We start from the raw sequence: 21,627 nt of genomic DNA, 5'->3' as shown, positions 1-21,627 counted from the left end.
GTTCGACTGCTTGTTCCCGACACCGCTGCTCACGCGAACGGTCGAGAAAAGTCCAAACTTGAGTTGTTATGACTCAAGTCTGCCACGTGAGCGCTAGAAGTCAAGTAAAGTTGAGTCATATCCACTCAATGTGACGGACTTAACGCTCACAAGGTCACAGTCAGGCAGTCTGACTAATCACTCAGAAATCGATACAATCGTGTGTTTGTGCGCGGGATTCCTCATCGGCGCTTGCCAGACAGCGCAGGACCCGCCCTACCTAGGAGTTGCACCCCTACTCGATTCCACGATTCATTCACTCGACGCCATGTCCAGGAGGACCGTCTTGAGCACGCCGCCACACTCTTCAGAGAACCAACCCGGTTCCAGTTCGACCGCGACCACCGAATCCCCCAACGGTGAGATCATCTACCGGGACAACCGAAGCCGTCCCCGCCGAATCTTCGACGAGCTGACATACCCCCACGGAATCCACCCGGCCTTGGTTCCGGGTGTTGGCGTGGAAGATCGCAAACTGTCCTTCGGTACCGACAAGGTGGTCTTTCTGGTCACCGCGGCCCTGATCCTGGGCTTCATCCTGTGGGGCATCCTCTCCACCGAGACCCTGACCAACGTCTCTTCCACGGCTTTGGCCTGGGTCACGGCCAACACCGGTTGGTTCTTCATCCTGCTCTCCACCGCGTCAGTGCTCTTCATGTTGGTCATCGGCTTCACTCGCACCGGCCGCATCAAGCTCGGCCGTGACAACGAGCCGCCCGAATACTCCTTCTTCTCCTGGCTCGCCATGCTCTTCGCTGCGGGCATGGGCATCGGCCTGATGTTCTACGGCGCTTTCGAGCCCATGACATATTTCGAAAGCGGCATCCCCGGCTTCGAGGGCGTGGCCGAGGCCGGCGACAACTCCATGGTCGTGTACTCCCTGGTCCAGACCGCCTTCCACTGGGCTCTCAACCCCTGGGCCATCTACGCCGTGGTGGGTGTCTCCGTGGCCTACGGCGCGTACCGCCGCGGCCGTGCACCGTTGATCTCCCGCATCTTCACGACTTTGCTGGGTCAGCGCCAGGTGGAGGGCACGCTCGGCAAGCTCATCGACGTGTTCGCCATCTTCGCAACTCTCTTCGGTACCGCTGCCTCCTTGGGCTTCGGCGCCATGCAGATCACTCAGGGTCTGCAGATCGTGGGCGGTGTGGAACCGGCCGGCAACACCGTGTCGATCATCGTGATCTGCGTGCTGTCCATCGCATTCATCGTCTCGGCGGTGTCCGGTGTGTCCCGCGGTATTCGTTACCTCTCCAACACCAACCTGGTGCTGGCCTTCATCCTGGCCCTGTTCGTGTTTGTCGTGGGCCCCACGGTGTTCATGCTCAGTCTGATCCCGTCCGTGTTCTCGACCTACATCTCCGAGTACCTCTTCATGACCGGTCAGTCGGCCGCATGGGGCCCCGCCGCTGCTGAGTTCTCCAGCACCTGGACCGTGTACTACTGGGCTTGGTGGATGTCCTGGGCACCGTTCGTGGGCATGTTCATCGCCAAGATCTCCCGTGGCCGCACCATCCGTCAGTTCGTGACCGTGGTGCTCGTGGTCCCTGCTTCCGTGTGTGTCCTGTGGTTCATCGTCTTCGGCGGTTCGGCCATGTACTACGCGCAGAACGGTGCCAACCTGACCGTCGAGGACGGCGCCGAATCCATGCTGTTCGGACTACTGGACCAGCTGCCCCTCTCTGCCATCACCTCCGTGCTGGCCATGATCGTGATCGGCATCTTCTTCGTGACCAGTGCAGACTCCGCGTCCGTGGTCATGGGCACCATGACCCAGAAGGGCAAGCCGGTTCCGTCCAAGTGGATCGTGATCTTCTGGGGCCTGTGCCTGGCCGGCATCGCAATCGTGATGCTGCTGGTGGGCGGCGACAACGCCCTGGCCGGGATGCAGAACCTGGTGATCGTCTCCGCACTGCCGTTCGCCATCATCATGGCCGGCATGATGATCTCGCTGTTCAAGGATCTCCGGAAGGATCCGGCCACCCTGCGTTCGCGCTTCGCCGCATCTGCAGTGGACAAGGCCATTTCCACCGGGTTGGCCGAACACGGCGATGACTTCGCATTGCAGGTCGAGCATGCCGAGGGCCATCGCGCCGCCGGTCAGGACTTCGACTCGCACGATCCGTCGGTCACCGAGTGGTACCGCCAGACGGACGAGGACGGCAAGGAAATTCCGTTCGAGTACCAGACCGCGTGGTCTTCATCGCCAGTGGATGACATCGCGGAAACCACCCCGGATGACAAGGCCCCTTGGAAGCAGGGGAACGACTCAACCGACAAGTAACGACAAGCGGTGAGTCAGTAACCGCTCCATGATGGGGGCTTGGTGCCGATAGGTGCCGAGCCCCCATTTTTGTGGGCGGATCGTTCCGGAGCCGTCACATCGGTGCAAAGTTTCGTACAGTGGAGATCATGTTCAAAATCGTCACGGTGTGCACCGGCAACATCTGTCGTTCCCCCATGGCCCATGCCTTGCTCGATGCAGAGTTGACCAAAGAGGGTCTACAGGATCGGGTGAGCGTGATCTCCGCCGGCATCAGCGACGAGGAGCACGGCAATCCCGTGGACTCCCGCGCCGTCACCGTACTGTCCCGCAATAGCCTGGAGTTACCTGATCACCAGGCCCACCGCATCACCGACGACGAACTCCAGGACGCCGATCTGCTGCTGGCCATGACGGCCGCGCACCAGACAGAGTTGCGCCGCCGGCTGGGCGATGATCAGGCCGATCAGGTGCGACTCATGCGCTCGTTCGGCGCGGAGGACATTGGCGACGACGAGCTGGATATCGCCGACCCCTGGTACGGCGACGCCGAGGACTTCGACCTCGCTTGGGAACAGATCCAGGCGGCGGTCCCGCACGTGGTTTCGGAAGTCTCGAAGAGGCTCAAGTCATCGTGATCGACCCCGAGGAAAATTTCGACGACGCCTTGTTCGCGGCCTATCCGGAAGGCGTGAACCTGGCACGGTTACTTCCAGTGCCCACGCAAAGACCGTTCATCATTGGCATTGACGGCCGCTCGGGGGCCGGGAAAACCACTCTGACCGCCCAGCTCGCGGCAGTGCTCGAACGCCGGCACGATGTCACGGTTTTCCACTTGGAGGACATTTATCCGGGCTGGAACGGCTTGGAACAGGGTATAGGCCAGTATGTGAATGAGGTTCTCAAACCCCTCCGCCGCGGCGAGGACGCCCATTGGACGGCGTGGGACTGGTTGACCAACGAACCTGGCACGCCGAGGCTTACCCGCGCTGCGGAGATCATTCTGGTCGAGGGCGTGGGTGCGTGTAATGATCTCGCCCGCCCGCTACTTAACTCGTCGGTGTGGGTCGAGCTCCCCGCCGCGCTGCGAAAAAAGCGGGCCATGGAGCGAGACGGCCGTTCCTACGAAAAATTCTGGGATGTCTGGGCCGAGCAGGAGCAGTCCTATCTTGCAGCGGATCCGGTCTGGGAGAACGCGGAAGTTCTGCACCCCGGGCCCGCCCCCGAGCTGACAGAATCCCCCGAGGACGGGCAGGAACAGTCGTGAGCGACGTTCAGCGCGCGGTCGTCATGATGGCTCCCGTGGATCAGGAGCCACAGTTGGTGGATCCCTCCCGGCCGCTCGTCCTCATCGACGATGAGGGCCTGACCCGCGGCGACGGCGTGTTCGAGACCATGCACGCCCTCAACGGTGAGGTCTACAAGTTCGGGGCGCACTACAGGCGGCTTTGCGCGTCCGCCCGCTTGGCTCAGCTCCCGGTGCCTTCGGAACAGTCCTGTCGGCAAGCCATTGAACTGGGGCTGGGGAACGCCGGACCCGGAGGCGATGCCGGACTGGGCGCCGAGCACGCAATCAAACTCAGCATCAGCCGCGGTGCCCCCGGTGGATCCCCATGGGCATGGCTCACGGTCACCCCGGTCGGCGAAGCCACGTTCGCGGTGCGGCGCAATGGCGTCTCCGCCGTGCTGCTGCAACGCGGTCACGATCCGGCGGAGGACTCCGGCTGCGCGTGGCTGCTCCCCGGCGCCAAGACGCTCTCTTACGCGGTCAACATGGCCGCGTTGCGGCACGCGCGAGATCTGGGTGCGGACGAGGCCATCTTCACGACCTCGACCGATCGCCGGGTACTCGAGGCGGCGACGTCGTCGGTGATCTGCGCGCGAACCGGCCACGGCGAACGCACCCTGGTGACCCCGGAACCCTCGCACGGTATTCTGCCGGGCACCTCGCAGGCACGCATTTTCGCGGCGGCTCGCCAGGACGGGTGGCGCATCGATTACGGTCCGATCTACCCGGCGGACCTCCTGCGCGCCGACGCCGTATGGCTCACCTCGTCCGTGCGGCTCGCCGTGCCAGTGGTGCGCCTGGATCAACAACCGCTGCCCCACACTCGCGAGCTCACGGATTTGCTCACCGGCTACTTGGTCGGTCACTGACCCGCGGCACCCCGAATCGCCCCGGCAACACTGCTGGGTCACTCGGGTCACTCGGGTCCCCCGTTAGCGGTTCGCAGGTGCCTGCGCCCGCGGAAACCACGGCCCCAGTTACTGCCAAATGAACCGGTGCGTGCCCAGGAGCACGGATACCGAGAGGGCACTGACCGCAATCAGTACCGCGGCGCCGCCCGTATAGAGGTCCACGCGCCCGTAGCGGGGCACCCGGGCCCATGTGCGCTTCCCGGCGCCGAACCCGCGCGCTTCCATGGTCATCGCCAACCGCGTGGCGCGACGCAGCGACTGGACCAACAGCGTGAACGCCTGACCGCCGAACTCCTTGGCCATCCCCACCGGCCCGCGGTCGTTACCCGCTCCGCGGGCACGCCGCGCCGAGGCCAGCACCGACCATTCCTTGACCATGACCTCCACCAGGCGCAGCGCGGCCAGGGAGGCCAGCACGAAACGTTCCGGCAACCGCAGGGTCTGCGCCAGACCGTCCGCCAGATCTGTGGGATCGGTGGTGAGCAACACCGTGATGCCGGGCAGCGCGATTGCTAAACCACGCAGAGCAATGGCCGCGCCGGCCGCCAGCGACCCCGTGGTCACGGTGATCCACCCCAGATTCAGGAGTACCGTGCCCCCCTCCGGGGACAGCATGGCCGTTCCCCAGCCGCTGATGAGCGCGGCCACGGTGATGGGCCAGAGGGTCAGCAAGAGGCGGAGCGGCTTCTGTCCCGCCGCGCTGAGCAGGAGCAACTGGCCCAGCAGCGCGATGCCGCTCGTGACGGGGTCCGCGCTCACCACCAGCACCGCGGTGATGAGCAGTGCGCCCAGCAGTTTGATCACCGCGTTGGAGCGACCCACGGGGCTGAACCGGGCGGTGTCCGCGATAGTAGTGACGCTCATGCTCCCAACCTCAGTTCCACGGCGTTGAGCGCCGTGATGAGTTCGCGATCGTGGGTCACGGCCACCACGGCGGTGCCGCGTTCCAGCTCTTCGACCAACATGTCGACCAGCTCGCGCCAGGTCTGGGCGTCCTGACCGAACGTGGGTTCGTCCAGGATGAGCACGTCGGGGGCGGAGGCCAGCACGGTGGCCACGGAGAGTCGCCGCTTTTGACCGCCGGAGAGCGTGAACGGATTGGCATCGGCAATGCCCCCGAGTCCCAGCCTGGCCAGGAGGGACTCGATTCGTTCCTCGTCCACACCCGGTCCCGCACCGCGGCGAGCTGCCTGGTGCGGGCCGTACTCCAGTTCCGCCCGCACGGTTGAGCACAGGAACTGGTGCTCGGGGTGTTGGAACACGCTGCCGATGCGGGTGATGAGTTCGGTCCCCTCCCACAGTGAGGGGTCCGCGGGCGCGTCCCCGGCGAGGGCCTTGGTGGCGTGAACGGTTCCCGCGCACGGCAACAATAGTCCCGCAAGGGTCAGTGCCAACGTGGACTTGCCCGCACCGTTCTCGCCCGTGATGGCCAGGGCCTGGCCTGCGCGCACGCTCAGGTCGATGTCCGCGGCCGCGGGAATCACATTCTCGTTGCGGTATATATCGGCCTGGGTGGGGGTTCCCTTGGCCCAGGCCTTCCGCTCCCGACGACGCCGCCGCGCCACCGTTCGCGAGCCCGGTTGCGTTCGACTCACGGCCAGTCCACGCGCCTCCAGCAGCGGGGTCGCCTGCTCATCGCGCGCCGGTGGTGCCATGGTGCGCGGTGTCCAGTTCGGAACCCACGTGCCTTGGCGTTGCAATAGCTCGCGGGCGTCTCCGAGGACTTCGCGCGTGGGGCCGTCGAAGGCCACCCGTCCATCGTCATTGAGCACGATCACGCGGTCCACCACGGACTCCCAGAGGCCGACCCGGTGTTCGACCACGATCATCGTGGTGCCGGATTGCGCCACGGCGCGTTCCACGGCGTCACGCAGTTCCGCTGCACCCTGCTCGCCCACGCTGGCCGTGGGTTCGTCCAGCAGCAACAGTTGCGGGCGCATGGCCATGGTTCCGGCCAGCGCCAGCCGTTGCTTCTGCCCACCGGACAGCTCGGTCGTGGAGTGATCCAGCGGGAGATCCAACCCGACCTCGGCAAGAGCGGCGCCCACGCGGGCCCAGATCTGCTCGCGAGGTACGGCGAGATTCTCGAGGCCGAAAGCGACGTCGTCACCCACCCGCGCGAGAATAACCTGCGTCTCCGGGTCCTGGTGCATGAAGCCCACCGCCCCGCGAGCGTCACGCGGATCCACACCGTTGACGGTGAGTTCCCCCGATCGGGATTCCCCGTCCGGGTCCTGCTCGACCCCGGCCATCGCGTGCAGCAACGTTGACTTACCGGCCCCGGACGGGCCCAGGAGCAGCACTCGCTCGCCGGGTCGGATGTGCGCGCTGACCGAATTCAGGGACGGCTGTTCGCGTCCCGGGTAGTGCCACCCGAACTCCGTGAGCACCACCTCCGCCCCGCGCTGATCCACGGCCACGTGCGACGTCATCGCCGCGCTGCGCCCGACGCCAAGCCGTTGAGCACCCCCGTTTTCTGCAGCGCCCGGGTGACCAACCACATCAGAACACCGGCGATGATCGCACCGGACAACGTGGTCAGAGATGCGTAGACCACCTGCTGGTCCAGGGCCCATTCGAAGTTGTACATGATGTTCTCGCTGACGCCCATGAACAGCCCCGCCATCGCGCCACCGGCGGCCGCAACGGCCAAACGGAACTTTCGGTAACGGGTCAACAAGAACACGATCTCCACCGCAGCACCCTGCACCAGGCCGGAGATCACCACGGTCCATCCGAAGTGCGTGCCCAAGAATCCTTCGAGAACGGCCGCAAGCAGCTCACAGAAAACCGCGGCTCCGGGCTTGCGAATGATCAAGGCACCCAGAGTTCCGGCGATGAGCCAACCGCCGCCGATCAGCCCGGTGGCCGGCGGATAAGCCACCGCAGCGGTGGTTGCCACGGGGTACAGCAGGTTCGCCCACGCCCAGAAGACCACGGCGCACACGGCGGCCAACACCGCAGCCACCACGATGTCCACCACGCGCCACGACTTCTGAGGCGTACGGGTTGTCCCGGTCTTGACCTGTGTCATGTTTCATCCTCCTGATGAGTACAGGAGGGGAAAGAACCGCACACGGAACGTGCACGGGCCCTTTGAGATACTCGACTCCCTATCGCCGGAATGACCCGGATCAGGTTCGAGGGTCTGCGCTGGTGCGCACTCTCAGCGCCGCTCGGGCGCTCCCCTGTCGTTAGTAACTCATCCTAGACCAGAACGCCAGATCACAAAAAGCGGCGGGGAGACGTTCGATGAACGCAACCCCGCCGCTTCCGACAGTTCAAAGACCTCAGATCTCGGTCTGCGACGTATTGTCCTGGTCGTTATCCGCGTTGATCTTGGCCATGGCGCGCTGTACGCCCACCTTGACCAGGGTGGTCACCAAACCGGTGAGGAGAGCCCACACGATGATGTCGCGCCAGGCCTCGTCCGGATCCGGGTTCTTAGCCGGGGGCTCGTTGCCGGTGACCTTCTTCCACCCCGCGGTCAGAACCTTCGTGGCCACTGCGGTTCCGCCCAGCGATGCCGCGGTGCTGGCCAAATCAATTGCTTTGCTCATCGAACGCTCCTCTTCATGGTTCACAGTTCTTCACCAAGCATACGAACCACTTGGCGGTTCCACGACAACTTCGGCCCCTGCCGGGCCGAAATTCTTAATCCTCGCGCCGGGTGCTCGCGTAATCCACGACGTCCTTCAGGTCGTCCTGGGTGAGGTTCTCCTCGTGCAGGTGCTTGGACCGGTAGGCGGACCGCCCCACCATGTGGGCAGAGACGGGAACGGTCAGCAGCATGAACAACCAGGCCAGGATCAGCAACGGGATCATGGTGGGGTCCCGCCCCTCGATGGCCACCGCGGTCAACAACAACAGCAGGCCGAACACCTGGGGCTTGGTACCCGCGTGCATCCGGGACAGCAGGTCAGGGAAACGCACCAGACCAACGGCTGCCGCCAGAGACATCAGACAACCCACCACCATGCACACCGCGGCCACGATATCCAGAATGAGTTCGAACGTCATGATTTCCCCGTTCCCACGTTGCGGGCCACGGTCACGGATCCCAAGAACCCGATGAGCGAGACAATGACCAACAGGAAAATGTTGTTCATGTGGTGGTTGTAGACCATCTCGATGGCCAAGGCGGCACCCACGATGGCCAGCAATACGTCGCTGGCAATGACTCGATCCAGCAGGGAGGGCCCCTTGGCCAGGCGGTATATGGCCCCGGCCGCAGCCAGTACCAGGAAGACCCCGCAGATCCATACTGCTATCTCGAACACGGCTTACTCCTCTCCCCGATCAGCCCGCTCAGCTGCCCCGCCTGCGCGGTGCATCTGAGTGGATGGCGAATGAATCATGCCGGTCGTGGTCGTGTCATCGCCCTTGGACTCGTGCTTCAGTTCCTTCAGCTGTTCCTTGGTGCCCATGATGCGGATCCAGGCGGCTTCGATCCTGAGTGCGGACTTGCGGAAGATCTCTGCCTGTTCTTCGTTCGATACGTCCAGAACGTGGAAGTACAGAATGCCCGACGCACGGTCCACCTCGATGACCAGGGAGCCCGGGATCAGGGCCATGGTGTGGCCCACCGCGGTCATCAGCAGGTCGTTGTTCTGTCGCAACTTCACACCCACCACGGCGTTGTGCACCTTGGGTCCCTGAATCAGGGCCAGCGTGAAGACGTGGAAACTAGCCTTGGCCACCTGCCAGATGAACGTTGCCACGAACACCGCGAAGTGGAGCACGTTGAAACGGCCGGACAGTGTGATGGGAGGCAAAGTGAGCGCGCGGGTCACGATCAGCGCAAGGATCAACCCGAACACCAGGTTTCCCAGACTCCAATCGCCCCACAGGGCACCCCACACCACGACCAACCACAACAGCAGCGGGATATCGGCGCGGAACGTGCTCTGGGAACGCTTCAGGGTGGGGGAAGTACTCACTGCGCCTCCTCGCTCACGCCACCCTGGCCCACCGGGGCGAAGACGGCATCGATGTAGCGGTCCGGGTTGATCAGGTTCTGCGAAGCGTTATCCGCCAGATCGAAGAGCGGCCCGGCGAAGACGGTCAACGCAACACCCACGATCACCAGCGCCGTGGTTGCGCCCACCATGAAGCTCGGCATGAGCACCACGGCGCCACGACCGGCAAAGGTGCTGGACTGGTCGCGGGATGCGGGCCCGGAGGTCCGCGGTCGCTTGCCGTCCACGGTGGTGGAGCGCAGCACGGGGTCCGGATACTCGGCGTCGTCCACGCTGCGCAGGAACACACGAATCCACACGCGAATCAGCGCGAGCAGGGTCAGCAGCGACACGAACACGCTGACACCCACCAGCAGGTAATCCAGGCCGGTTCCGCGGGCAACGCCCGCTTCCAGGAGCCCCACCTTGCCCAGGAAGCCGGAGAACGGCGGAATGCCACCCAGGTTCAGGGCCGGGATCATGTACAGAATGCCGAGCAACGGTGAGATCTTGAGCATGCCCGCGAGGCGATCCACGTTGGTGGAGCCGCCACGCCGTTCGATCAGGCCAGCAACCAGGAACAGGCTGGTCTGGATCACGATGTGGTGGGCAATGTAATAGACCACTGCCGCCAACGCGGCCTCGGTCCCCACAGCGATGCCGAAGATCATGTACCCGATGTGACTGATCAGCGTGAACGAGAGCATACGTTTGATGTCGATCTGGGCCAGCGCACCCAGGATGCCCACCAGCATGGTGAGCAGGGCGACCCACATCAGTAGGTCGTTGATCTGTGTTCCGGGGAACAACAGGGTCTCGGTACGGATGATCGAGTAGACGCCCACCTTGGTCAACAGGCCCGCGAACACGGCGGTCACCGGTGCGGAGGCGGTCGGGTAGGAGTCGGGCAGCCAGAACGACAGCGGGAAGATTGCGGCCTTCACGCCGAACGCGATGAGCAGCATCAGGTGCAACTGCATCTGGGTGCCCTGCGGCAGGTCCGCCAACTTCATGGACAGGTCGGCCATGTTCACGGTACCTGTGGCGCCGTAGATCATGCCGATCGAAATCAGGAACAGCACGGAGGAGATCACCGAGACCACCACGTAGGTGACGCCGGCACGGATGCGCTGCACGGTTCCGCCCATGGTCAGTAGCACGTAGGAGGCGGTCAGCAGGATCTCGAAACCCACGTACAAGTTGAACAGGTCTCCGGCGAGGAACGCGTTGGAGACACCGGCCACCAGGATCAAGAAGGTGGGGTAGAAGATCGAGATGGGGCCCTCGTCGTCGCCGTCGGCGACGCCCTCGCCCGCCGCGTAGATCAACACCGCCAAGGAAACGACCACGGAGACCACGAGCATCAGGGCGGACAGCTGGTCGACGACCATCACGATGCCGAAGGGTGCGGCCCAATCACCCAGGTGGATGGCCTGCGGGCCCTGGTTCCACACGGTGATCATGATCATCACGTTCAACGCCAGAGTCACGCTCATGGCACCGATCGTCACGAAGCGCTGCAACCGGTTCCGGTGCACGATCAACATGTTCATCGCGGCGCCCAGGAAGGGGATCACCACGGCCAGCGGAGCTAGCTGCGCGAAGTCATAGTTCATGATCGACCCTCCTCTCCGGTGTCCTCGGGTCCGTGACCCTCATGGCGATGGCCCTCTGCGTGTTCGACGTAGTCCGGTGATGAAGGGGCAGCCAGGTGCTGTGCTCGGTGATGTCCGGGGGACTCAGTGGCTTCCTCTTCGTTGTGACGTGGCCGTACGGGCGGAGTGTCCGAGTCGGTGAACTCGGAGGAGTCCTGGGGCATGGCGTCGTCGTCCTCGGCGTCGTAGGCGGACTGCTGTGCCACGCGACGGTCTTCAAGGTCGTCCTGGATCTCGTCGCGGCGGGCCAGGGTCCAGGAGCGGTAGATCATGCTCAGGATGAACGCCGTGGTGGCCAGCGAAATCACGATCGCGGTCAGGATCAACGCCTGCGGTAGGGGATCCGAGTACTCGGATCCGTCAAGATCCTTGTTGTAGAGCGGAGCGAATCCGGGGGCGCCACCCGCGTGCAGGATCAGTAGGTTGGTGGCGTTGGTCAAGAGCATGATGCCCAGCAACACGCGGGTCATGGAGCGTTCCAGGAGCAAGTACACGCCCACGGAGTACATCACGCCCATGACCACGAGCAATGTCAGGTTGACAGTCATCCCTGCACCTCCGTGGGGTTGCCACCCGTGGCCGAGGCTCCGGGTCCGTTGGACGTGGTTGCGGAAGCGGAGTCCCCCACGCGCTGCGCGGAGACGGACGGACCGCTGCGGGTCACGCGGATGCGAGAACCACCGCCCTTCTTGGTGGTGCCGTCGAAGGCCTCACGTTCCTTACGCTCGTCGATGCGCCCGCCCAACGAACGCAGGATGTCCAGGACCAGTCCGATCACGATCAGGTAGACACCGATGTCGAAGATCACGGAGGTCACGAATTTCACGTGGCCGAACACGATCATGTCCCACTCGAACGTGTAGCTCTGCATGACGGTGCCACCGAAAAGCACGGGCACGATCGAGTAGAGCGAGGCGATGGCCAGACCCGCACCGAGCATCCAACCGGCATTGACCGGGGTGGCCCGTTCCAGTTCGTAACGGCCGCCGGCCAGATAGCGCAGCGTGAGCGCCAGGGCGGCCATGAGGCCACCGGCAAAGCCGCCACCGGGGTCATTGTGCCCGGCGATCAGCAGGTAGATGGAGACCATCATGAAGGTGTGGAACAGCAACCGTGCGATCACTTCGAAGATGATGGAGCGCCGTTCGGGTGCCAGCGTCCGGCCGGCCAGGATGAACGGGTCGGCATCCGGGCGTGATGAGAAGCGACGGGCCAGATCCAGCTGCTCGGTGTTGACGTTCTGCGAATGGGCGGCCGCGTTCATCGTGCGGATCATCTTGAGTTCAGACGTGTCCAGCTGGTGCCGCTCGCTGCGCAACCTGTCGCCACGGCTCTTCACGAAGATCAACGAGGCGATGCCGGTGGCCGCCACGACCAGCACGGTGATCTCACCGAAGGTGTCCCACGCGCGGATGTCGACCAGGATCACGTTGACCACGTTGGCGCCGTCGCCCTCTTCGTAAGCCAGGCGAGGCAGGTCGAGCGAGATGCGCTCGGCGGAGCGGGACGAGATCGAGAAGGCCGCAAGGGCCATCATGAACAGCCCGAACGCCACGGCGAAGATCACGCGGAAGGCCTTGCGACCGGCGGGTCGGCGGTTCCACAGTGGACCGGGCAGCGAACGCAGCGCCAGCACGAAGGCCACCAGCATGATGGTCTCCACGAGCGTCTGGGTCAGCGCCAGGTCCGGGGCACCCTGCAGGGCGAAGATGAGCGCAAGGCCGTAACCGGTCACGGAAACGAGCAGCACCGCGAGGAACCGCTTGCCCGCGGTGAGCACCAACAGTGCCGCCACGATCATGGCAATGCCGGTGACCAACTGGCCCGGGGAATCCGCGTAGCGGGTGTCGGCCAACGGCGGGGTTTCGTACCAGAACAGCGCGATCAGGGGCACCACGATCGCGGTAACCAGGATGACCGACAGGTAGAACTTCAGCGAACCACGCTGTGTGCGACCGGTGACCCACACGGCCACCAGGTCCAGTGCGTTGACGATCTTTCGGTAAACGAAGTCACCGGTGGGAACCTCCGGCAGCCTGTCCTGGAACTGGCCCACGGGGCGGCGAGCGAAGTACAGCACCGCACCCAAGGCGATGATCAGCGCGGACAGGCCCAGGGCCACGGTGAATCCGTGCCACAGCACCAAGTGCACCCCGGATTCGGCGGCGTCGGAGAACTCCTCCTGATAGGGCTTGATACCGGCTTCCATGGGCTTGGGGTACAGACCGAACACTACGGTGAGGACTGCCAGAACGGCCGGGGCCAGGATGAAACCCCACGGGACCGGCTTGAAGTCACCGATGACCGACTGGCCATCCTCTGCGGTGTCCAGTTCGGAGAATTGTCCTGGCTTGCGGGCGAAGCCACCCCACATGAAGCGCGCGCTGTAGGCGAAGGTCAGGATGGAGCCGATGACCACGCCCACGAGCATGATCATGACCAGGGGTTCCGCGCTGTGGTCCACGAGTGCGGTGAGCACGGCTTCCTTAGTCACGAAACCGAACAGCGGTGGCACACCCGCCATGGACGCGGCACCGATGAGCGAAACGACGAACAACTTGGGAGCACTGCGCCCCACACCCGAGAGCCTGCGGATGTCTCGCGTTCCGGCCTGGTGGTCGATGATGCCCACGCACAGGAACAGGGTGGCCTTGAACAGACCGTGGGCCATGACCATGCCCATGCCGGCCATGGCCGTGTCCGCGGAACCAAAACTGATGACCGCGGTGATGAAGCCCAACTGACTCACGGTGCCGTAGGCGAGGATGAGTTTGAGGTCGAACTGGCGCAGGGCCACCCAGCCGCCGAAGATCATGGTGGCCAGACCCAGGGAAACCGTGACCGGCAACCACCACTCGGTCGCGGCGAACCCCGGAGCGAAGCGTGCCACCAGGTAGATGCCGGCCTTGACCATGGCCGCAGCGTGCAGGTATGCGGAGACCGGCGTGGGTGCGGCCATGGCCGCGGGAAGCCAGAAGTGTGTGGGGAACAGCGCGGACTTGGAGATCGCGCCGGCCAGGATCAGGATAATGGCCGCGTTGAGGGTGGCGGACGTCGCCATCAGTTCCGGGGCGGCGTCGACAATCTGTGAGACGCGGTAGGTCCCCGCGGCCTCGCCCAGCATGATCATGCCCACGAGCATCGCCAGGCCACCCGCGGTGGTGATCACGAGCGCCTGCAACGCGGCGCGACGAGCGGCGAGCTTGGTGCGCGAGTAGCTGATCAGCAGGAACGACAGGACCGAGGTGATTTCCCAGAAGACGAAGAGCACCAGGAGGTCGTCCGCGGTGACCAGACCGAACATGGCCCCGGCGAACGCCACGAGCTGCGCTGCGAAGGCCCCGATCCCGTCCGCATCGGACTTGAAGTACAGCGCACAGTAAATCAACACGAGTGCGCCCACACCCAGGATCAGCAGGCTCATCATGTAGGCGAGCGCGTCCATGCGGAAGGCCAGGGTGATCCCCAGCTGCGGGATCCACTCGAGGGTGCTGTACCACTCGCCGGATTCACCGTAGACGCGGGGAGTTTGAGTGAACAGCCAAATCAACGAACCAAGGGGCACCAGTGCCACGGCGTAGAAGCCGGATCGTCCGGTTCGTTTGAGGATCGCTGGCGCACACAGGGCTGCAAGGCCGTGGAGGAGCAGCACAGCGAGCATAGAAACCTAAACCTCTCTGGAGGTCACAAACAGCATGGACATGACCCCCACGAAAGGCACGGTTCTACCCAGGCGGACGGGCCGGAAGATTCCTGCCAATCCTAACAAAGCGCATAAATGACACGTCCACATTTTCCTCTGGGTGAACCGAGGAACGAAAAGCTCGCGCGCCACCCCGTTAATTCTTTACCCGCGGGTCACATCTGGGCCCTAGGGTGGGGGCCATGACCACTCAAGCCCGGGAGACCGTGGGAACGCGCGCACAGGTCCTCGCCTGGTGCTTGTGGGACACGGGATCCTCAGCGTTCCACGCGATCATGCTCACCTTCGTGTTCACCGTGTACCTGACAAGTTCGTCCTTCGGCTCACCCGAGCACACGTCTGCCGTGCTGAGCGCGGGCATGGCCATCGCGGGCTTCTTCATCGCCCTGACCGCCCCGTTGATCGGGCAGCGCTCGGACGCACCTCGCTCCCGTTCCCGCTTCTTGGGTGTCAACACGGTGTTGCTGGCGCTCTTCACGGGCCTCGCGTTCTTCGCCCGCCCCGAGCCGTCCTTCCTGATCTTCGGTGTCGCAATGATCGCCATCGCCAGCATCGTGGCCGAGTTCGCCGAGGTCAGTTACAACGCCATGCTCCCCGGTCTGGCCGGCCCCCGGAAGATCGGTGCGGTTTCCGGTTGGGGCTGGGGTGCCGGCTACTTGGGCGGCATCGTGGCGTTGGCGTTCGTGCTCTTCGGCTTCGTCCAGCCCGGTTTTCTGGGGATCGCCACCGAGGACGCCCTCAATTACCGTTCTGTGGCCCTGTTCAGCGCCGTGTGGGTTCTGGTGTTCTCACTGCCCCTGATGCTGCGCGCTCGCAGCATGCCCTACCGCCCACTCGAGATCGACGACGACGCCGCCTCACCCGCCCCGCGCCGCGGCATCTTGGCCTCGTACAGAGATTTGTTCCGCACAATTGCCAGGGTCTGGCGCCGTTCCCCCGCCACCGTCTACTTTTTGCTCTCCTCCGCCATCTTCCGCGACGGGCTCGCCGGTATCTTCACGTTCGGCGGCGTTCTTGCGGCGGGTACCTTTGGTTTTTCGATGTCCGAGGTCATCATTTTCGCGGTGGTCGCCAATATCGCCGCAGCGCTCGGCGCGATCGTGGGCGGCAAGTTCGACGACGCCGCCGGCCCCCGTGCCGTGATCGTCGTGTCGCTGCTCGGCATCATGGTCGCGGGTTCCGTCTTGTTGTTCTGGGAGGGCTCCACCGCGTTCTGGGTGTGCGGCCTGGCGCTGTGCTTGTTCGTGGGACCTGCTCAAGCGGCGTCGCGAACTTACCTGGGACGACTGACCCCGTCCGGTCGCGACGGGGAGATGTACGGCCTCTACGCAACCACGGGTCGAGCCGTCAGCTTCCTGGCACCCCTGATGTTCGGCATTTTCGTCACCGCGTTCGGTGCCCAGATCTGGGGCATCCTGGGGATCCTGAGTGTGGTGGGCGTGGGGTTGCTCCTGCTGCTGTTCACGCCCAAGCCACCCAAGGGCTTCACGACCGTTCAGGCCTGATGACACCAGTACGCCGCAGATGCCTTACACGGCATATACGGCGTTCCACTCCATCGGGCAGGGGCGTGGACGTCCTATTCGACCGGCGATCGGTGAAAGTTCACATGGCTGCGCGAGGCCGTGGGGCCGCGCTGACCCTGATACCGGTTCCCGTAGGCGCCGCTACCGTAGGGGTGCTCCGCGGCGGACGAGAGCTGGAAGAAGCACAACTGCCCCACCTTGGAACCCGGCCACAGCTTGATGGGGAGCGTGGCCATGTTGGACAGTTCCAGCGTCACGTGGCCGGAGAATCCGGGGTCGATGAACCCCGCGGTGGAGTGCGTGAGAAGGCCCAACCTACCCAGGGAGGATTTACCCTCGAGTCTCGCGGCGACGTCGTCGGGGAGCGTGACCTTTTCGTAGGTGGCGCCCAGGACGAACTCGCCGGGATGCAGCACGAATGGTTCGTCGGGGTCGACCTCGATCAACCGCGTGAGTTCGGGTTGCTCCTGGGCGGGATCGATGTGCGCGTACTTGTGGTTGTCGAACAACCGGAACCACCGGTCCAGGCGCACGTCCACGCTGGCGGGCTGGATCATGGCGGGGTCGTACGGTTCCAGCTTCACACGGCCGGAATCCATGAGGCTGCGAATATCACGATCGGAGATGAGCACGATTACACGGTAGTGCACCGGTACCGGTCACAGAGGTTTCATCATGACCACCCGCGCGGCAGGATCCAGTCCTTGCGCGGTTTCACGGTCGACCACACTACGCAGCTCCGGGGACCACTCTCCCTCCGGCAGTTCGCGGAAGCCCAGGCGCGCGTAGTAGGGCGCGTTCCACGGAACGTCTCGGAACGTGGTCAGGGACAGTCCGTCCAAGCCTTGGGTCTCGGCCCAATCACCCACGGTGTCGATGAGGGCCGCACCAATGCGCCGTCCTGCCAGCCTGGGGTGAACCGAAACCTGCGCGATGTGGGCATTGGCCCCGATCAGCTCGACGGCGCAATACGCGGCCGGTTCTCCCGCGTCGTCGGTCGCGACCCATAACTGGCCCGCTCGTTGGAAGCCACCCAGCCAGGTCAGACTGGGCGGGACGTCGAGTGCGATCTCAGGCATGCCGACGTCCTCGAAGATCTTGCCCGCGGCCACTTCCACAGCTGGGAGCGAGATCAGGTCACGCGGATCGGCTGGCCGGATCATGGGCGCTCCTACCTCGTGGTTCGGGGGACCTGGGAAGAAAGTCCCCGCTGAAGTTGTTGTAGACTCGGTGGCGTTCAATCGGGCCGCTTGGTCTGATTGGTGCAACGCGCGGCTGTAGCTCAATGGTAGAGCGCACGCTTCCCAAGCCTGATACGCGGGTTCGATTCCCGTCAGCCGCTCCACATATCGCGCCACTGCCCCGGGACACCTTCGAGGACCCGGGGTTCGTGTTAGACATTGCACGCGTCGAGGAGCACCCATGTTGCGCACCATGTTCACCGGAAAGATCCACCGAGCAACCGTCACCCAGGCCGACCTGCACTACGTGGGATCCGTGACCGTGGACCAGGACCTGCTGGATGCGGCCAACATTCTTCCGGGCGAACAGGTGTCTATCGTGGACATCAACAATGGTGCCCGGCTCGAGACCTACACGATCGCCGGCGAGCGCGGCAGCGGCGTGATCGGGATCAACGGTGCCGCCGCCCACCTGGTGCAGCCCGGTGACCTGGTGATCCTGATTTCCTACGGACTCATGGACACCGCGGAAGCCCAGAACTACAACCCCCACGTGGTGCACGTGAACGAGAACAACAAGATCGTGGCCCTGGGTTCGGATCCGGCGGACGCCGTCACCGGCGACATGGTTCGCCCGCCCCAGGCGCGGGACCATGCGCGGGCCCAGGAAGACGCCGCTGTAGCGGCACTGTAGCCACCACGGTGCTTCTCGGTTCCCCGGACCCCGGGGTCGTGCGCGACGAACGGCCCTTACCCGAGAGAACACGCCCGTGAGCGGCGTGTTTTCCGGGTTTTTCATCATTTGGGCCGTCATCGGTGTGGGATTCCTGGTGGGCCGCTCCGGTTTTCTGGGCCCGCACGGACAGGTAGTACTGTCCAAACTCGCGTTCTACGTGGCCTCCCCGCCGCTGTTGTTCCTCACCATCTCGCAGGCGGACATTGCGCAGATCCTGTCCACTCCCCTGCTGATCGCCATGCTCTCCGCGTGGTTGACCATGGGCCTGTACGCGGGCGTCTCACGCTTCGCGCTCAAACGTGATGCCGCCACCGTGGTGATGGGATCCCAGGCCGCCGGTCAGGTCAACGCCGCCAACCTGGGCATCCCCATTGCCGTGTTCGTCCTGGGGGACGCGTCCCAGGTGGCCCCCGTGATGTTGTTCCAGCTGGCCATTAATTCACCGCTGTACCTCACGATCATGGACACCCTCACCGACGGCGCCAGACCCACCCCGGGCTCGATTCTTAAGAACACGTTCACCAATCCACTGATCGTGGGGTCCCTGCTGGGCATCCTGTTCGGTGCGACCGAATGGCACCTGCCCGATCTGGTGCTGCAGCCCATTGAACTGGTCGCCGGCGCAAGCATCCCCGCCATGCTGCTGGCCTTCGGCATGTCCCTGGTGGGCTCACGACCCCTGTCGGACAAGCGCGAACGCATGGACACTCTGCTTGCCTCCGCGGCAAAGTTGTTCGTCCACCCCGCGCTCGCCCTGCTCTTGGGGCACCTCCTGGGGCTCGAGGGTCATGCCCTGTACGCCACGGTGATCATGGCATCCCTGCCCACTGCTCAAAATCTCTACGTGGCGGCGGTACGGTATAAACGCGCAACCACTGTGAGCCGTGACACGGTCCTGGTCACCACGGTGTTCTCGATGGTCACCATGGCAATCATTGCCGTAGTGCTTTCGTGACCGCGTCGGTCGACAGGTGTGAGATGCCTCACCCATAGACTGAGTAAATGCTGAGCAGCCTGATGACCCTTCCGGGTCCATGGGCTCACTGCCCAGTGGATGACCTTGTCACAGGGGAGGAATCATAGTGAAAGCCACTCACACACCACGCAGGGCGCGGAGGGGACGCCGGATCCGCAGTGCGGTTGCGCTCGCGGGCGCGTCGGCAATGTTGCTGACGGCGTGCGGTTCGCAAGAATCGGGCCCGCCCACGCTGACGTGGTACATCAACCCGGACGACGGCGGGCAGGCCACCATTGCGGAACAATGCTCCGCGGCCTCTGACGGGAAGTACAAGATCGAAACGTCCCTGCTGCCCCGCGATGCGTCCTCGCAGCGAGAGCAGTTGGCCCGGCGATTGGCCGCCGGCGACACGTCCATGGACATCATGAGCCTGGACCCGCCGTTCGTTCCCGAGCTCGCCGAGCCCGGGTTCCTGGCCAAGCCGCCGGCGGACGTGGTCGAAAGGACCACCTCGGACACCCTGGACGGCCCACTCGAGGGCGCCAAGTGGGACGGTGAGATCGTGGCCGTACCGTTCTGGGCCAACACCCAGTTGCTCTGGTACCGCAAGTCGGTCGCACAAGCCGCCGGTCTGGACATGTCCAAGCCGGTCACGTGGGATCAAATCATTGACGCCGCACGCAGCCAGGACAAGTATTTGGGCGTTCAAGGCACCCAGGCCGAGTCCATGACCGTGTGGGTCAACGGGCTGGTTGCCTCGGCCGGTGGCGAGATCATCACCGCCGGCGAAGAGGGCCAGGACGCGGACATCACCCTGGACACCGAGGCCGGCGAGAAGGCCGCGGACATCGTGGGCACCATTGGCAAGGAGGGCCTGGGTGGACCTGGGCTTCCGACCCAGGACGAGAACTCCTCCATGATCCAGTTCCAGGGGGACAAGGGCTCGTTCATGGTGAACTGGCCGTTCGTCTGGGCGGCGTCCAACGGCGCCGTGGAAGAAGGGTCGCTGGACAAGTCCCTGGTGGACGATATCGGCTGGGCCCAATGGCCCCGCGTCAATGCCGACACCCCGTCCGCCCCTCCGCTGGGTGGTATCAACATTGGTGTGGGTGCCACTTCCGAAAACCAGGATCTCGCCTGGGAGGCTGTGGAGTGCATCGTCACCCCGGAACACCAGTCGCAGTACTTCGCGACCAACGGCAACCCGCCGTCCTCCGCCAAGGCCTTTGACGACGCCGCGGTGCGTGAGGCGTACCCGCAGGCTTCGGTCATTCGGGAATCCCTGGACAACGCGGCACCGCGCCCGCAGACTCCGTACTACAACGAGATTTCCACCGCCATTCAGCAGGAGTGGACGCCACCGCAGAGCGTGAACGAGAACACGCCTAAAGAGACCACTGCCTTTATTGAGCAAGTCCTGAAGGGAGATGCGCTGCTGTGAGTACCACCGTCGATTCTTCGACCCGAGCACCTGGGACCCAAGCGCCCAAGGCCAAACGGCAGATTTCGGACCGCGTCCGGGCGGAGCGAAAGCTCGGTTGGCTGCTGGCCGGCCCCGCGTTCATCATCATGTTGCTGGTGACCCTGTACCCCATTGTGCAGGCCCTGTACGACTCCCTGTTCTCCTTCCGCCTCACCGCACCCGGGGACAAGGAATTCGTGTTCCTGGGCAACTACGCCACGGTTTTCTCCGACTCCCTGTTCTGGCAAAACCTGGGTGTCACCCTGTTGATCACAGTGGTCACCGTCCTCGTGGAACTCGTGCTGGGTCTGGCCCTCGCACTGGTCATGCACAGTGCGATCAAGGCCACCCGCGGCCTCCTGCGCACCGCGATCCTGGTGCCCTATGGAATCATCACCGTGGTCTCCGCGTTCGCGTGGTTCTACGCGTTCGACATCACCACCGGTTACGTCAACAACTGGTTCGACTGGGTTCCCGGTATCGGACCGGACTTCAACTGGTTTGCTTCTCAGGGTCCCGCGTTGACCATCATCATGGCGTCCGAGATCTGGAAGACCACCCCGTTCATCTCGCTGTTGCTGCTCTCCGGGTTGGCACAGGTTCCGGGGGAACTCTCCGAAGCGGCCCGTGTGGACGGTGCCTCCGCGTGGCAGCGCCTGACCAAGGTGATCCTGCCGAACATGAAGGCCGCCATCATGGTGGCCGTGGTGTTCCGCGCGCTGGACGCGTTCCGTATTTTCGACAACATCTTCATCATGACCCAGGGCCAGTACGGCACGGAGGCGCTCTCGCTGCTCGCGTATCGAACCTCCATCGGACGCCTGGAAATCGGCCTCGGCTCGGCGATCTCCGTGATCTTGTTCCTGTGCGTGATGCTCATAGCATTCACCGCGATCAAGGTCTTCAAGGTGGATCTGGCCGGCTCTGGGAAGGGTAGGTAAACCGCC

21 protein-coding genes, 1 tRNA gene and 1 riboswitch are annotated in these 21,627 nt (G+C 64.0%); of the genes, 10 read left to right on the top strand and 12 right to left on the bottom strand.

The window, feature by feature from the left end; genetic code table 11:
- Nucleotides 1-325: 325 nt before the first annotated feature.
- The 4 genes from EWV37_RS01865 (at nt 326) to EWV37_RS01850 (ending at nt 4,459) form a co-directional block, all read left to right on the top strand.
- Nucleotides 326-2,323, top strand: coding sequence for a BCCT family transporter (locus EWV37_RS01865; protein WP_129699575.1), 1,998 nt, complete (start codon nt 326-328; stop codon nt 2,321-2,323).
- Between the two features lie 128 nt (nt 2,324-2,451).
- A complete protein-coding gene (locus EWV37_RS01860) occupies nt 2,452-2,940 on the top strand; it encodes a low molecular weight protein-tyrosine-phosphatase (protein ID WP_238663004.1) in 489 nt (162 codons plus the stop codon).
- Nucleotides 2,871-3,569 carry a uridine kinase family protein gene (locus EWV37_RS01855; RefSeq protein ID WP_238663003.1) on the top strand — a complete coding sequence of 233 codons (699 nt, stop codon included), beginning with the start codon at nt 2,871-2,873 and terminating at the stop codon, nt 3,567-3,569. The genes EWV37_RS01860 and EWV37_RS01855 overlap by 70 nt, the downstream gene beginning before the upstream one ends.
- Nucleotides 3,566-4,459 (top strand): aminotransferase class IV, encoded by an 894-nt coding sequence (locus EWV37_RS01850; protein ID WP_238663002.1) that lies wholly within the window; start codon nt 3,566-3,568, stop codon nt 4,457-4,459. The genes EWV37_RS01855 and EWV37_RS01850 overlap by 4 nt, the downstream gene beginning before the upstream one ends.
- A gap of 108 nt (nt 4,460-4,567) precedes the next feature.
- Here the strand turns inward: EWV37_RS01850 and EWV37_RS01845 are convergent, their stop codons facing one another.
- The 10 genes from EWV37_RS01845 to EWV37_RS01800 form a co-directional block, all read right to left on the bottom strand.
- The gene (locus EWV37_RS01845) at nt 4,568-5,365 is read right to left on the bottom strand and encodes an energy-coupling factor transporter transmembrane component T family protein (RefSeq protein WP_129699573.1); all 798 of its coding nucleotides are present in this window, start codon (nt 5,363-5,365) and stop codon (nt 4,568-4,570) included.
- Nucleotides 5,362-6,933, bottom strand: a complete 1,572-nt coding sequence (locus EWV37_RS01840) for an ABC transporter ATP-binding protein (protein ID WP_129699572.1) — start codon at nt 6,931-6,933, stop codon at nt 5,362-5,364. The genes EWV37_RS01845 and EWV37_RS01840 overlap by 4 nt, the downstream gene beginning before the upstream one ends.
- Nucleotides 6,930-7,535: an ECF transporter S component gene (locus EWV37_RS01835; RefSeq protein ID WP_129699571.1), complete on the bottom strand. Its 606-nt coding sequence runs from the start codon at nt 7,533-7,535 to the stop codon at nt 6,930-6,932. Before EWV37_RS01835 ends, EWV37_RS01840 begins: the two co-directional genes overlap by 4 nt.
- Before the next feature lie 59 nt (nt 7,536-7,594).
- Nucleotides 7,595-7,701: riboswitch (TPP riboswitch) on the bottom strand.
- 90 nt (nt 7,702-7,791) lie between these two features.
- Nucleotides 7,792-8,061: a DUF4235 domain-containing protein gene (locus EWV37_RS01830; protein WP_238663001.1), complete on the bottom strand. Its 270-nt coding sequence runs from the start codon at nt 8,059-8,061 to the stop codon at nt 7,792-7,794.
- A gap of 94 nt (nt 8,062-8,155) precedes the next feature.
- Nucleotides 8,156-8,521 carry a monovalent cation/H(+) antiporter subunit G gene (gene mnhG, locus EWV37_RS01825; RefSeq protein WP_095796377.1) on the bottom strand — a complete coding sequence of 122 codons (366 nt, stop codon included), beginning with the start codon at nt 8,519-8,521 and terminating at the stop codon, nt 8,156-8,158.
- Nucleotides 8,518-8,781, bottom strand: a complete 264-nt coding sequence (locus tag EWV37_RS01820; protein ID WP_129699569.1) for an MrpF/PhaF family protein — start codon at nt 8,779-8,781, stop codon at nt 8,518-8,520. Before EWV37_RS01820 ends, mnhG begins: the two co-directional genes overlap by 4 nt.
- Nucleotides 8,782-8,784: 3 nt before the next feature.
- Entirely contained in the window at nt 8,785-9,441 is a 657-nt protein-coding gene (locus EWV37_RS01815) for a Na+/H+ antiporter subunit E (RefSeq protein WP_129699568.1), read from the bottom strand.
- A complete protein-coding gene (locus tag EWV37_RS01810; protein ID WP_095796374.1) occupies nt 9,438-11,075 on the bottom strand; it encodes a Na+/H+ antiporter subunit D in 1,638 nt (545 codons plus the stop codon). Before EWV37_RS01810 ends, EWV37_RS01815 begins: the two co-directional genes overlap by 4 nt.
- Nucleotides 11,072-11,662 (bottom strand): Na(+)/H(+) antiporter subunit C, encoded by a 591-nt coding sequence (locus EWV37_RS01805; RefSeq protein WP_016997736.1) that lies wholly within the window; start codon nt 11,660-11,662, stop codon nt 11,072-11,074. Before EWV37_RS01805 ends, EWV37_RS01810 begins: the two co-directional genes overlap by 4 nt.
- The gene (locus EWV37_RS01800) at nt 11,659-14,775 is read right to left on the bottom strand and encodes a Na+/H+ antiporter subunit A (RefSeq protein WP_129699567.1); all 3,117 of its coding nucleotides are present in this window, start codon (nt 14,773-14,775) and stop codon (nt 11,659-11,661) included. The genes EWV37_RS01805 and EWV37_RS01800 overlap by 4 nt, the downstream gene beginning before the upstream one ends.
- A 224-nt stretch (nt 14,776-14,999) precedes the next feature.
- On the opposite strand from EWV37_RS01800, the gene EWV37_RS01795 reads away from it, so the two are divergent.
- A complete protein-coding gene (locus EWV37_RS01795) occupies nt 15,000-16,322 on the top strand; it encodes an MFS transporter (protein WP_129699566.1) in 1,323 nt (440 codons plus the stop codon).
- Nucleotides 16,323-16,396: 74 nt separating this feature from the next.
- On the opposite strand, the gene dcd is transcribed toward EWV37_RS01795, so the two are convergent.
- Both dcd and EWV37_RS01785 read right to left on the bottom strand, forming a co-directional pair.
- Complete coding sequence (gene dcd / locus EWV37_RS01790; protein ID WP_129699565.1) at nt 16,397-16,975, bottom strand: dCTP deaminase; 579 nt, start codon at nt 16,973-16,975, stop codon at nt 16,397-16,399.
- 27 nt (nt 16,976-17,002) lie between these two features.
- Nucleotides 17,003-17,506 carry a GNAT family N-acetyltransferase gene (locus EWV37_RS01785; RefSeq protein WP_129699564.1) on the bottom strand — a complete coding sequence of 168 codons (504 nt, stop codon included), beginning with the start codon at nt 17,504-17,506 and terminating at the stop codon, nt 17,003-17,005.
- 108 nt (nt 17,507-17,614) lie between these two features.
- On the opposite strand from EWV37_RS01785, the gene EWV37_RS01780 reads away from it, so the two are divergent.
- The 5 genes from EWV37_RS01780 to EWV37_RS01760 all read left to right on the top strand — a co-directional run bounded on the left by EWV37_RS01780 (nt 17,615) and on the right by EWV37_RS01760 (nt 21,621).
- Nucleotides 17,615-17,688 (top strand) — tRNA-Gly (locus EWV37_RS01780).
- 77 nt (nt 17,689-17,765) lie between these two features.
- On the top strand, nt 17,766-18,218 hold the full coding sequence (gene panD, locus EWV37_RS01775) for an aspartate 1-decarboxylase (RefSeq protein ID WP_129699563.1): 453 nt from the start codon (nt 17,766-17,768) through the stop codon (nt 18,216-18,218).
- A gap of 76 nt (nt 18,219-18,294) precedes the next feature.
- Entirely contained in the window at nt 18,295-19,215 is a 921-nt protein-coding gene (locus EWV37_RS01770; protein WP_129699562.1) for an AEC family transporter, read from the top strand.
- Nucleotides 19,216-19,342: 127 nt separating this feature from the next.
- Complete coding sequence (locus tag EWV37_RS01765) at nt 19,343-20,659, top strand: extracellular solute-binding protein (protein ID WP_238663000.1); 1,317 nt, start codon at nt 19,343-19,345, stop codon at nt 20,657-20,659.
- Nucleotides 20,656-21,621 carry a carbohydrate ABC transporter permease gene (locus tag EWV37_RS01760; RefSeq protein ID WP_129699561.1) on the top strand — a complete coding sequence of 322 codons (966 nt, stop codon included), beginning with the start codon at nt 20,656-20,658 and terminating at the stop codon, nt 21,619-21,621. Before EWV37_RS01765 ends, EWV37_RS01760 begins: the two co-directional genes overlap by 4 nt.
- The last annotated feature ends 6 nt before the right edge of the window (nt 21,622-21,627 follow it).

The organism is Kocuria carniphila, from assembly GCF_004136555.1.
Classification (GTDB): domain Bacteria; phylum Actinomycetota; class Actinomycetes; order Actinomycetales; family Micrococcaceae; genus Kocuria; species Kocuria carniphila.
The sequence above is the reverse complement of the archived record's forward strand: the minus strand, read 5'-3'. Positions and strand labels throughout refer to the sequence as shown.